Raw genomic sequence first — 12,364 nt, forward strand, 5'->3', positions numbered from 1 at the left:
AGGCCCCCGTTTCAGACCACAGACTTACGACCCTGAGAGGGATTGACGCATAGTGCTCGACGTCAACTTCTTCGACGAGCTCCGGATCGGCCTGGCCACCGCTGACGACATCCGTCAGTGGAGCCACGGCGAGGTCAAGAAGCCCGAGACCATCAACTACCGCACCCTCAAGCCGGAAAAGGACGGGCTCTTCTGCGAGAAGATCTTCGGCCCCACCCGGGACTGGGAGTGCTACTGCGGCAAGTACAAGCGCGTCCGCTTCAAGGGCATCATCTGCGAGCGCTGTGGCGTCGAGGTCACGCGCGCCAAGGTGCGCCGTGAGCGGATGGGCCACATCGAGCTCGCCGCCCCCGTCACCCACATCTGGTACTTCAAGGGCGTCCCGAGCCGGCTGGGCTACCTGCTGGACCTCGCCCCGAAGGACCTGGAGAAGGTCATCTACTTCGCGGCGTACATGATCACGTACGTCGACGAGGAGCGCCGCACCCGCGACCTGCCCTCGCTGGAGGCCCACGTCTCCGTCGAGCGCCAGCAGATCGAGCAGCGCCGCGACGCCGACCTGGAGGCCCGCGCCAAGAAGCTCGAGACCGACCTGGCCGAGCTGGAGGCCGAGGGCGCCAAGGCCGATGTGCGCCGCAAGGTGCGCGAGGGCGCCGAGCGTGAGATGAAGCAGCTGCGCGACCGCGCGCAGCGCGAGATCGACCGCCTCGACGAGGTCTGGACCCGGTTCAAGAACCTCAAGGTCCAGGACCTGGAGGGCGACGAGCTGCTCTACCGCGAGCTGCGTGACCGCTTCGGCACCTACTTCGACGGTTCGATGGGCGCCGCGGCGCTGCAGAAGCGCCTGGAGTCCTTCGACCTGGAGGAGGAGGCGGAGAAGCTCCGCGAGATCATCCGCACCGGCAAGGGCCAGAAGAAGACCCGTGCCCTCAAGCGGCTGAAGGTCGTCTCCGCGTTCCTGCAGACCTCCAACAGCCCCAAGGGCATGGTCCTGGACTGCGTCCCGGTCATCCCGCCGGACCTGCGTCCGATGGTGCAGCTGGACGGTGGCCGCTTCGCGACCTCCGACCTGAACGACCTGTACCGCCGTGTCATCAACCGCAACAACCGCCTGAAGCGGCTTCTCGACCTCGGCGCGCCCGAGATCATCGTGAACAACGAGAAGCGCATGCTCCAGGAGGCCGTCGACGCGCTCTTCGACAACGGCCGCCGCGGCCGCCCGGTCACGGGCCCCGGCAACCGTCCGCTGAAGTCGCTGTCCGACATGCTCAAGGGCAAGCAGGGCCGCTTCCGTCAGAACCTGCTCGGCAAGCGAGTCGACTACTCGGCGCGTTCCGTCATCGTCGTCGGCCCGCAGCTCAAGCTGCACCAGTGCGGTCTGCCCAAGGCGATGGCGCTGGAGCTGTTCAAGCCGTTCGTGATGAAGCGCCTGGTGGACCTGAACCACGCGCAGAACATCAAGTCGGCCAAGCGCATGGTCGAGCGCGGCCGCACGGTCGTGTACGACGTGCTGGAAGAGGTCATCGCGGAGCACCCGGTTCTGCTGAACCGTGCGCCCACGCTGCACCGCCTCGGCATCCAGGCCTTCGAGCCGCAGCTGGTCGAGGGCAAGGCCATCCAGATCCACCCGCTCGTGTGCACCGCGTTCAACGCGGACTTCGACGGTGACCAGATGGCCGTGCACCTGCCGCTGTCCGCGGAGGCGCAGGCCGAGGCCCGCATCCTGATGCTGTCCTCGAACAACATCCTCAAGCCCGCCGACGGCCGTCCGGTGACGATGCCGACCCAGGACATGGTCCTCGGTCTGTTCTTCCTCACCACCGACGGCGAGATGCGGGACGTCAAGGGCGAGGGCCGTTCGTTCGCTTCGGTCGCCGAGGCGATCATGGCGTTCGACGCCGGCGAGCTGTCGCTTCAGTCGAAGGTCGACATCCGCTTCCCGGTGGGCACCATCCCGCCGCGCGGCTGGACCCCGCCGGCCCGCGAAGAGGGCGAGCCGGAGTGGCAGCAGGGTGACACCTTCCGCCTCCAGACGACGCTGGGCCGCGCGCTCTTCAACGAGCTGCTGCCCGAGGACTACCCGTTCGTCGACTACGAGGTCGGCAAGAAGCAGCTCTCCGAGATCGTCAACGACCTCGCCGAGCGCTACCCCAAGGTCATCGTGGCGGCGACGCTCGACAACCTGAAGGCGGCCGGCTTCTACTGGGCCACCCGCTCCGGCGTCACCGTCGCCATCTCGGACGTCGTCGTCCCGGAGGCGAAGAAGGAGATCGTCCGCGGCTACGAGGCGCAGGACGAGAAGGTCCAGAAGCAGTACGAGCGCGGTCTGATCACCAAGGACGAGCGCACGCAGGAGCTCATCGCGATCTGGACCAAGGCGACCAACGAGGTCGCCGAGGCGATGAACGACAACTTCCCGAAGACCAACCCGATCTTCATGATGGTGAACTCGGGTGCACGAGGCAACATGATGCAGATGCGTCAGATCGCCGGTATGCGTGGTCTGGTGTCGAACGCGAAGAACGAGACGATCCCGCGTCCGATCAAGGCGTCGTTCCGTGAGGGCCTGTCCGTGCTGGAGTACTTCATCTCCACGCACGGCGCCCGTAAGGGTCTGGCGGACACCGCTCTGCGTACCGCCGACTCGGGTTACCTCACCCGTCGTCTGGTCGACGTCTCCCAGGACGTCATCATCCGCGAGGAGGACTGCGGCACCGACCGCGGCCTCAAGCTCAAGATCGCGGAGCGGGGCGCGGACGGCGTGCTGCGCAAGGCGGACGACGTCGAGACGTCCGTGTACGCGCGCTGCCTCGCCGAGGACATCGTCGTCGACGGCCAGGTGCTGGCCCCGGCCGGCACCGACCTCGGTGACGTGCTCATCGAGGAGCTGGTCGGCCGCGGCGTCGAGGAGGTCAAGACCCGCTCGGTCCTGACCTGCGAGTCCGCCGTGGGCACCTGCGCCATGTGCTACGGCCGTTCGCTGGCCACCGGCAAGCTGGTCGACATCGGTGAGGCGGTCGGCATCATCGCCGCCCAGTCCATCGGTGAGCCCGGCACCCAGCTGACGATGCGTACCTTCCACACCGGTGGTGTGGCCGGTGACGACATCACCCAGGGTCTGCCGCGTGTCGTCGAGCTCTTCGAGGCCCGTACCCCGAAGGGTGTCGCCCCGATCTCCGAGGCGGCCGGCCGCGTCCGGATCGAGGAGACCGAGAAGACCAAGAAGATCGTCATCACGCCGGACGACGGCAGCGACGAGACGGCGTACCCGATCTCGAAGCGCGCCCGTCTGCTGGTCGGCGAGGGCGACCACGTCGAGGTGGGCCAGAAGCTCACCGTGGGTGCCACCAACCCCCACGACGTGCTGCGCATCCTCGGCCAGCGCGCCGTCCAGGTCCACCTGGTCGGCGAGGTCCAGCGGGTGTACAACTCGCAGGGTGTGTCGATCCACGACAAGCACATCGAGATCATCATCCGGCAGATGCTGCGCCGCGTGACGATCATCGAGTCCGGCGACGCCGAGCTGCTGCCCGGCGAGCTGGTCGAGCGCTCGAAGTTCGAGCAGGAGAACCGTCGTGTGGTCCAGGAGGGCGGTCACCCGGCCTCCGGTCGTCCGCAGCTGATGGGTATCACCAAGGCCTCGCTGGCGACGGAATCCTGGCTGTCGGCCGCCTCCTTCCAGGAGACGACCCGAGTCCTGACGGACGCGGCGATCAACGCCAAGTCCGACAGCCTCATCGGCCTCAAGGAGAACGTCATCATCGGTAAGCTCATCCCGGCCGGTACGGGTCTGTCCCGCTACCGCAACATCCGGGTGGAGCCGACCGAGGAGGCCAAGGCCGCGATGTACTCGGCCGTCGGCTACGACGACATCGACTACTCGCCCTTCGGCACGGGCTCCGGCCAGGCCGTCCCGCTGGAGGACTACGACTACGGTCCGTACAACCAGTAAGCGAGCGGTTCGACCGAAGGGCGGGCACCCCTGTGGGGGTGCCCGCCCTTCGGGCTGCCCGGCCCGCAGGCGCCTGCGGTGTCTTTCTCGCTCCCGCCGCCCCTGTCCGCCCCTTCCCAGGGGGCGCTGGCGCTGCCCCTGCCCCCCGCTTCTCACACGCCGGAGGGGCTGAGGGCCGGCCCGTCCGGCGTTTGGGGAGAAGGCCGTTCAGGCCGGCCGGCGGGGGTGCGCGGCGGCAGCTCCCCGCGGCGGGGGGAGGGGGAGGGGCGGCGGGGCCCCGGACAGGCCCACAGGGCGGCCAGGGGCGAGCCGCGCGGACATCCGGGCGGGCTGCCGCCGGTCAGCCGTACGCGAGCCGCATGGACACCCTGGGCGGCCGCCGACGCACACCTGGACGCGTCGGGCGGACAGCCGGGGCGATGCGGGTGGGCGACCCGATGGGCTGCGGACGGTGGCCGGCTGACGAGCGGCGCGGAGCGTCGAGGCGGGGCGGTCGGGAAGGCGGGGCCGCGGTGTGCCGAGGCATCGGGGAACCGGGCGGGCCGGCGGGGCGGGCCGGACGGATGACCGGCGTGTCCCCTGCGCGGGCATTTGTTTTGACCGCAGCGAATGCGATAGGTACGCTCAGACCTTGTGCCTGGGGTGTGCCCTGGCCCTCGTGCGTGCCTTCAGACCGCAACGGGAGCCGCTATCGGCCACCGCAAATCTGCGCCTCTTTCTGCACGTGCGGCGGGAGTCCGCGGGATTCGACACACCCGACCGCGTGGGTCGGAGATGTTCCAGGTTAGCTGTACCCATCGGCACACAGAAACCGGAGAAGTAGTGCCTACGATCCAGCAGCTGGTCCGCAAGGGCCGGCAGGACAAGGTCGAGAAGAACAAGACGCCCGCACTCGAGGGTTCGCCCCAGCGTCGTGGCGTCTGCACGCGTGTGTTCACGACTACCCCGAAGAAGCCGAACTCGGCCCTCCGCAAGGTCGCGCGTGTGCGTCTGACCAGCGGCATCGAGGTCACCGCTTACATTCCGGGTGAGGGACACAACCTGCAGGAGCACTCCATCGTGCTCGTGCGCGGCGGCCGTGTGAAGGACCTGCCGGGTGTTCGCTACAAGATCATCCGCGGCTCGCTCGACACCCAGGGTGTCAAGAACCGCAAGCAGGCTCGCAGCCGTTACGGCGCCAAGAAGGAGAAGTAAGAATGCCTCGTAAGGGCCCCGCCCCGAAGCGCCCGGTCATCATCGACCCGGTCTACGGCTCTCCTCTGGTGACCTCCCTGATCAACAAGGTGCTGCTGAACGGTAAGCGCTCCACCGCCGAGCGCATCGTCTACGGCGCCATGGAGGGCCTGCGCGAGAAGACCGGCAACGACCCGGTCATCACGCTCAAGCGCGCTCTCGAGAACATCAAGCCGACCCTCGAGGTCAAGTCCCGCCGTGTCGGTGGCGCCACCTACCAGGTGCCGGTCGAGGTCAAGCCCGGCCGCGCCAACACCCTGGCGCTGCGCTGGCTGGTCGGTTACTCCCGCGCCCGTCGCGAGAAGACCATGACCGAGCGTCTGCTCAACGAGCTCCTCGACGCGTCCAACGGCCTCGGTGCCGCTGTGAAGAAGCGCGAGGACACGCACAAGATGGCCGAGTCCAACAAGGCCTTCGCGCACTACCGCTGGTAGTCGCTACCCACATCGAGACCGAGAGAAGACTGAAGCCTTATGGCTACCACTTCACTTGACCTGGCCAGGGTCCGCAACATCGGGATCATGGCCCACATCGACGCGGGCAAGACGACCACCACCGAGCGGATCCTGTTCTACACCGGTGTCTCGTACAAGATCGGTGAGGTCCACGACGGCGCTGCCACCATGGACTGGATGGAGCAGGAGCAGGAGCGTGGCATCACGATCACCTCTGCTGCCACCACCTGTCACTGGTCGCTGAACGACGTCGACCACACCATCAACATCATCGACACGCCGGGCCACGTCGACTTCACCGTCGAGGTGGAGCGTTCGCTGCGCGTGCTCGACGGTGCCGTGACGGTGTTCGACGGCGTCGCCGGCGTCGAGCCCCAGTCCGAGACGGTGTGGCGTCAGGCGGACCGCTACGGCGTTCCGCGCATCTGCTTCGTCAACAAGCTCGACCGTACGGGCGCCGAGTTCCACCGCTGCGTGGACATGATCTCGGACCGCCTGGGCGCGCAGCCGCTCGTCATGCAGCTGCCGATCGGTGCCGAGGCCGACTTCAAGGGCGTCGTGGACCTGGTCCGCATGAAGGCGCTCGTGTGGTCCGCCGAGGCGGCCAAGGGCGAGATGTACGACGTCGTCGACATCCCCGACACGCACACCGAGGCCGCCGAGGAGTGGCACGGCAAGCTGATCGAGGCCGTCGCGGAGAACGACGAAGAGATCATGGAGCTGTACCTGGAGGGCGAGGAGCCCACCGAGGAGCAGCTGTACGCCGCGATCCGTCGCATCACCATCGCGTCCGGCAAGTCCAGCGACACCACGGTCACCCCGGTGTTCTGCGGTACCGCGTTCAAGAACAAGGGCGTCCAGCCCCTGCTCGACGCGGTCGTGCGCTACCTGCCGACCCCGCTCGACGTCGAGGCCATCGAGGGCCACGCGGTCAACAACCCCGAAGAGGTCGTTCGCCGCAAGCCGTCGGAGGAGGAGCCCCTCTCCGCCCTCGCGTTCAAGATCATGAGCGACCCGCACCTGGGCAAGCTCACCTTCGTCCGGGTCTACTCGGGCCGCCTGGAGTCCGGCACCGCCGTGCTGAACTCCGTCAAGGGCAAGAAGGAGCGCATCGGCAAGATCTACCGCATGCACGCCAACAAGCGTGAGGAGATCGAGTCGGCGGGCGCCGGTGACATCGTCGCCGTCATGGGCCTGAAGCAGACCACCACCGGTGAGACGCTGTGCGACGACAAGAACCCGGTGATCCTGGAGTCCATGGACTTCCCGGCGCCGGTCATCGAGGTCGCGATCGAGCCCAAGTCCAAGGGCGACCAGGAGAAGCTGGGTGTCGCCATCCAGCGGCTCGCGGAGGAGGACCCCTCCTTCCAGGTCAGCACCAACGAGGAGACCGGCCAGACCGTCATCGGCGGCATGGGCGAGCTGCACCTCGAGGTGCTGGTCGACCGTATGCGCCGTGAGTTCAAGGTCGAGGCCAACGTCGGCAAGCCGCAGGTCGCGTACCGCGAGACCATCCGCAAGGCGGTCGAGCGGGTCGACTACACGCACAAGAAGCAGACCGGTGGTACCGGCCAGTTCGCCAAGGTGCAGATCGCGATCGAGCCGCTCGACGGTGGCGACACCTCGTACGAGTTCGTGAACAAGGTCACCGGTGGCCGTATCCCGAAGGAGTACATCCCTTCGGTGGACGCCGGCTGCCAGGAGGCCATGCAGTTCGGCATCCTCGCCGGCTACGAGATGACGGGCGTCCGCGTCACGCTTCTCGACGGTGGCTACCACGAGGTCGACTCCTCCGAGCTCGCGTTCAAGATCGCCGGTTCGCAGGCCTTCAAGGAGGCCGCGCGCAAGGCCGGTCCCGTGCTTCTCGAGCCGATGATGGCCGTCGAGGTCACCACGCCCGAGGACTACATGGGCGAGGTCATCGGCGACATCAACTCCCGCCGTGGCCAGATCCAGGCCATGGAGGAGCGGGCGGGTGCCCGCGTCGTGAAGGGCCTCGTGCCCCTCTCGGAGATGTTCGGCTACGTCGGAGACCTCCGCAGCAAGACGTCGGGTCGCGCCAGCTACTCGATGCAGTTCGACTCCTACGCCGAGGTTCCGCGGAACGTCGCCGAGGAGATCATCGCGAAGGCCAAGGGCGAGTAACTCAGCCGAGTTCCAGCCCTTAGGCTTGACTCCGGAGCCTCAAGGGGCATTCCACCGCGAACGCGGCCGGAATGCCCCGGGAGCTCCGGGCCATCCAGCAAAGATCACCTGGCGCCGATGAGTAAGGCGTACAGAACCACTCCACAGGAGGACCCCAGTGGCGAAGGCGAAGTTCGAGCGGACTAAGCCGCACGTCAACATCGGCACCATCGGTCACATCGACCACGGTAAGACGACCCTCACGGCCGCCATTACCAAGGTGCTGCACGACGCGTACCCGGAGCTGAACGAGGCCACCCCGTTCGACAACATCGACAAGGCGCCCGAGGAGCGTCAGCGCGGTATCACCATCTCCATCGCGCACGTCGAGTACCAGACCGAGGCGCGTCACTACGCCCACGTCGACTGCCCGGGTCACGCGGACTACATCAAGAACATGATCACCGGTGCCGCGCAGATGGACGGCGCGATCCTGGTGGTCGCCGCCACCGACGGCCCGATGCCGCAGACCAAGGAGCACGTGCTCCTGGCCCGCCAGGTCGGCGTTCCGTACATCGTCGTCGCCCTGAACAAGGCCGACATGGTGGACGACGAGGAGATCATGGAGCTCGTCGAGCTCGAGGTCCGTGAGCTCCTCTCCGAGTACGAGTTCCCGGGCGACGACCTGCCGGTCGTCCGTGTCTCCGCTCTCAAGGCCCTCGAGGGCGACGAGAAGTGGACCCAGTCGGTCCTGGAGCTCATGAACGCCGTCGACACCGCGATCCCGGAGCCGGAGCGCGACGTCGACAAGCCGTTCCTGATGCCGATCGAGGACGTCTTCACCATCACCGGTCGCGGTACGGTCGTCACCGGCCGCATCGAGCGTGGTGTCCTCAAGGTCAACGAGACCGTCGACATCATCGGCATCAAGCCGGAGAAGACCACCACCACGGTCACCGGCATCGAGATGTTCCGCAAGCTGCTCGACGAGGGCCAGGCCGGTGAGAACGTCGGTCTGCTGCTCCGCGGCATCAAGCGCGAGGACGTCGAGCGCGGCCAGGTCATCATCAAGCCGGGCTCGGTCACCCCGCACACCGAGTTCGAGGCGCAGGCCTACATCCTGTCCAAGGACGAGGGTGGCCGCCACACGCCGTTCTTCAACAACTACCGCCCGCAGTTCTACTTCCGCACGACGGACGTGACCGGCGTGGTGACCCTCCCCGAGGGCACCGAGATGGTCATGCCGGGTGACAACACCGAGATGAAGGTGGAGCTCATCCAGCCCGTCGCCATGGAAGAGGGCCTGAAGTTCGCCATCCGTGAGGGTGGTCGCACCGTGGGCGCCGGCCAGGTCACCAAGATCAACAAGTGATCTCGGCCCGGTAGCCGCAGCGCGAGCTGAGCACCGGGGAGGGCCCGTACGACTTCGGTCGTACGGGCCCTTTCGCATGCCCGGAACTCCGGCCCCGGAACTCCGGCCCCGGGGCTCCGGGGGCTCCGGGGGCTCGGGGGGCTCGGGGGGCTCAGAGGGCTCGGGGCTCCGGGGGCTCCGGGTCGGGCGCCACTCGGCGCGGCCCCCTCGGCGGCCTCGGGCAGCCCGGCCGTCGGCGGCGGGCGGTGCGCCGTTGATCATCGTTGTACCGGTTCGGTCACGGTCGGCCGCTGTGTCTGTCCGGTGGCGGAGGCGTCCGGAAGGCTGAGCCGGTTGTCGTCTCATGTGAAGAGAGTGGGTTCGTGGGTACCGTTCCGCCGCCTGAGCAGCCCGACGAGCGGTCCGGCGAGGAGCCGGCCATATCCGACGAGCAGTGGGAGGAGTTCCTGCGCGAGTCGGTGGAGGGCGGCGGCGCACCACCGCCCAAGGAGCCGTCCGCACGGGCCCGGATGGTGGCCCGCCGGCTCCGGGAGGAGGCCGAGGCCGCGCAGCGCGCGGGCGGCGCACGCCGGGGCCGGTGGCGCCGCCGTACTCCGACGGCGTCGACGCACGGCCCGCAGCCATGGACCCCGGCCGGCTGGCACACCGGTCCCGCCTGGCGGGAGCAGAACGGCCGCGCCCGGCGCAACCGCCGTCTGTGGTCCGCGCTCGGACTGCTCCTCGCTGTCGCGGTCGCCCTCGTCGCCGTTCGGCCCTCCCTGCTGACCGACCGGCTGCCCGGACACGAGGCGCCGGCCGATGCCGCGCCCTCGCCGCTGCCCGCCGAGACGGCGCTGCCGAGCAGCGCGCCCGGCGCGGCCGGGAGCGGGACGCCGACCCTCGCCCACCCCTTCCGCGGTTCGCCCGCGCTGGCCTGGGGCGACGGCGCGGACGCCATCGAACTGCCGCGCGCCGAGGCCGTCGGCGGACTCGGCGCGGACGACGTGGCGCTCGCGCTGCGCCGCACCAAGGAGTTCCTGGTCGCCACGAACCTGGACCCGGCCGTGCTCCAGGGCGCACGGCCGACCGCGGCGATGGCGCTGCTCGACCCGAAGCAGCCCGGGACCCTGCCGCAGCTGCGGCGCTCGCTGAGCGACCCCGACCGCGACCACGACCCGCTGAACCTCGTCACCCGCTTCGACCCGGCCGAGGTGCGCCCCGCCGGCGACACCGTGAAGGTGCGCGGCCATATGACCTTCGCCGCCGGGCAGCCCGGCCAGGTGCAGGTGCACGCCGACTACACCTTCGTCTACCCGCTGGTGCGGGCGGGCGCGGGCGCGGACGGCGACGCCCCGGTGGCCCGCACCGTCGTCCGCCGCGAACTGACCATGAACCTGGTCGATCCGGCCCGGTGGAAGGCCACTCCCGGCAAGCTGGCGATCGCCCGGTACAGCTCGGACACCTACAACAACGAGTGCGACGTCCACGACGGCTACGCGCACCCCGTCTTCCCCGGCACCGGCCCGACCGGCGCCCCGGCCACCGGCGCCGCCGTCGACCCGTACGACCGCAGTCGCTCGCTGGAGGGGCGGAAGCCGGACGGGTGCGGCGTGGTCACCCGCACCTGAGCCCGGGGACGGCACCTCGGTCCGGGCGGCACCTAGGTCCGGCCGCACCTGAGCCCCACGCCCCGGGGCGGTCGCGGTGCGGGGAGGCGTACCGGAGTCGGCGCGGGCGGGCGAACGCCGGGCCCGGGCGCCCCCCTCGGTACACCCGGGCCCGGCCCACCCCGTGGTGGTCGGCGGTTCAGCGGTCCGGCCGGTGGCTCAGCTCCGCTGCCACAGCGCGGGCACGTTCGGCGGCTCCCAGCCAGGCTGCGCCTGGTGGCCCTGGAGACAGCGGTAGGTGACGCCGCCGTAGGTGACCGTGTCGCCCGCCTGGTAGACGGTGCCGGCCGCCCAGGTGCCGCCGGGGTTCCCGGGGCCCGGGTCGCCGGGGCCGGGGCCGTCCGTGGTGGTCTTCAGGGTCAGCCCGTAGGCGGACAGGATCGGGTTGATCGGCTGGAAGAAGGTGGTCCCGCCGCTCGTGCAGTCGCCGGAGCCGCCCGAGGTGACGCCCTGCGCCTGGCTGCCGGAGAGGAAGGAGCCGCCCGAGTCGCCCGGCTCCGCGCACACCGAGGTACGGGTCACCCCGGAGACGGTGCCCTCCTGGTAGGTGACGCTGGTGTCGAGCTGCTGGACGGTGCCGCAGTGCCACCCGGTCGTCGAGCCGGAACGGCACACCGACGCGCCCACGGTCGCCACCGTGGACCCGGTCACCTGGAGGTTCTGGCCGTTCTGGCTGACGTAGGGGGTCGCGGTCCAGCTGGAGTTGGCTGCCACCCAGGCCATGTCGTTGCCCGGGAAGACGGATGCCTGGAAGGTGCCCTGGGAGACCTGGTTGGCACCGGTGGTCGGGTAGCCGGCCCGGCCGCAGTGACCGGCCGTGGCGAAGCCCTGCTGGGCGCCGCGGGTGATCGGGAAACCGATCGAGCAGCGGGTGTTGCCGTTGATGTAGTACGCGTCGCCGCCCCGCAGGTCGTAGAGCGGGCGGGGACGCTCGGCCGACTTCACGACCTTGGCGAGAGAGGCGTCGACTCCGGCCGCCGCCAGCAGGGTACGCGCCGCGGCGGGCCGTACCGCCTCGACCACCAGCCTGTTGGTGCGGACGTCGACGTACCAGACCGGGGTGTCGGTGGTGTTCCGGTGCGCGGCGGCCCGGTCCAGGCGGGCCTTCGCCGTGTCCAGCGCGGCCAGGGAGTGCGGTACGACGGCCGGTTCGGCGCCCCGCGCCCGGATCGCCGCCGCCTCGGCGGGGTCCGTCGTCGCCACGGTCAGCGTGCCCGAGTCGGCGCCGTGGACCCAGGCGCCCGCGAAGTCGCCGCCCAGGGCGGCCCGCAGCCGGCCCGCGGTGGCGCCGGCCGCCGCCTCGTTCGCCAGCCGCCGCTGGGCCTGGCGCCGGTCGATGCCCAGGTCGCGCTGCATGGCCCGCAGGACGGCGGCGGAGGTGTCGGCGGTGTGCAGCGTCTCGGCGGCCGTCGACGCTGCCGCCCGCGACCGCGCGGCGCCGGTCGCGGCCGCGGCGCCGGGGGCCGTACCGGCGTTCGCCGTGCCGCTCAGCCCCGTCAGGACCAGGGCGCCGGTCGCCACGGCGGCGGCCAGGGCGGCTCTGGAGTGTCGCTGGAGCATGGGGGTCTCCTCGGTCTCGGTG

The 12,364-nt window shown here is 69.6% G+C and carries 7 protein-coding genes; 6 read left to right on the top strand and 1 reads right to left on the bottom strand.

Annotated features, from left to right (window positions below; translation table 11 throughout):
• The first annotated feature begins 52 nt into the window (after nucleotides 1–52).
• From AB0N63_RS11155 to AB0N63_RS11180, 6 genes are all read left to right on the top strand, one after another.
• Nucleotides 53–3,952: a DNA-directed RNA polymerase subunit beta' gene (locus AB0N63_RS11155; protein WP_365527182.1), complete on the top strand. Its 3,900-nt coding sequence runs from the start codon at nucleotides 53–55 to the stop codon at nucleotides 3,950–3,952.
• 822 nt (nucleotides 3,953–4,774) lie between these two features.
• The gene (rpsL, locus tag AB0N63_RS11160) at nucleotides 4,775–5,146 is read left to right on the top strand and encodes a 30S ribosomal protein S12 (protein ID WP_003948652.1); all 372 of its coding nucleotides are present in this window, start codon (nucleotides 4,775–4,777) and stop codon (nucleotides 5,144–5,146) included.
• Between the two features lie 2 nt (nucleotides 5,147–5,148).
• On the top strand, nucleotides 5,149–5,619 hold the full coding sequence (gene rpsG / locus AB0N63_RS11165) for a 30S ribosomal protein S7 (protein ID WP_003998848.1): 471 nt from the start codon (nucleotides 5,149–5,151) through the stop codon (nucleotides 5,617–5,619).
• 39 nt (nucleotides 5,620–5,658) lie between these two features.
• Nucleotides 5,659–7,785 (top strand): elongation factor G, encoded by a 2,127-nt coding sequence (gene fusA / locus AB0N63_RS11170; RefSeq protein ID WP_365527185.1) that lies wholly within the window; start codon nucleotides 5,659–5,661, stop codon nucleotides 7,783–7,785.
• 157 nt (nucleotides 7,786–7,942) lie between these two features.
• The gene (gene tuf, locus AB0N63_RS11175) at nucleotides 7,943–9,136 is read left to right on the top strand and encodes an elongation factor Tu (protein ID WP_365527188.1); all 1,194 of its coding nucleotides are present in this window, start codon (nucleotides 7,943–7,945) and stop codon (nucleotides 9,134–9,136) included.
• Between the two features lie 362 nt (nucleotides 9,137–9,498).
• Complete coding sequence (locus tag AB0N63_RS11180) at nucleotides 9,499–10,743, top strand: hypothetical protein (protein WP_365527191.1); 1,245 nt, start codon at nucleotides 9,499–9,501, stop codon at nucleotides 10,741–10,743.
• Nucleotides 10,744–10,941: 198 nt separating this feature from the next.
• Here AB0N63_RS11180 and AB0N63_RS11185 read toward each other — a convergent pair whose 3' ends face one another.
• Complete coding sequence (locus AB0N63_RS11185; RefSeq protein WP_365527193.1) at nucleotides 10,942–12,342, bottom strand: alpha-lytic protease prodomain-containing protein; 1,401 nt, start codon at nucleotides 12,340–12,342, stop codon at nucleotides 10,942–10,944.
• Between the last annotated feature and the right edge of the window lie 22 nt (nucleotides 12,343–12,364).

Origin of the sequence: Streptomyces sp. NPDC093260 (assembly GCF_040683715.1) — a bacterium.
Taxonomy (GTDB): domain Bacteria; phylum Actinomycetota; class Actinomycetes; order Streptomycetales; family Streptomycetaceae; genus Streptomyces; species Streptomyces sennicomposti.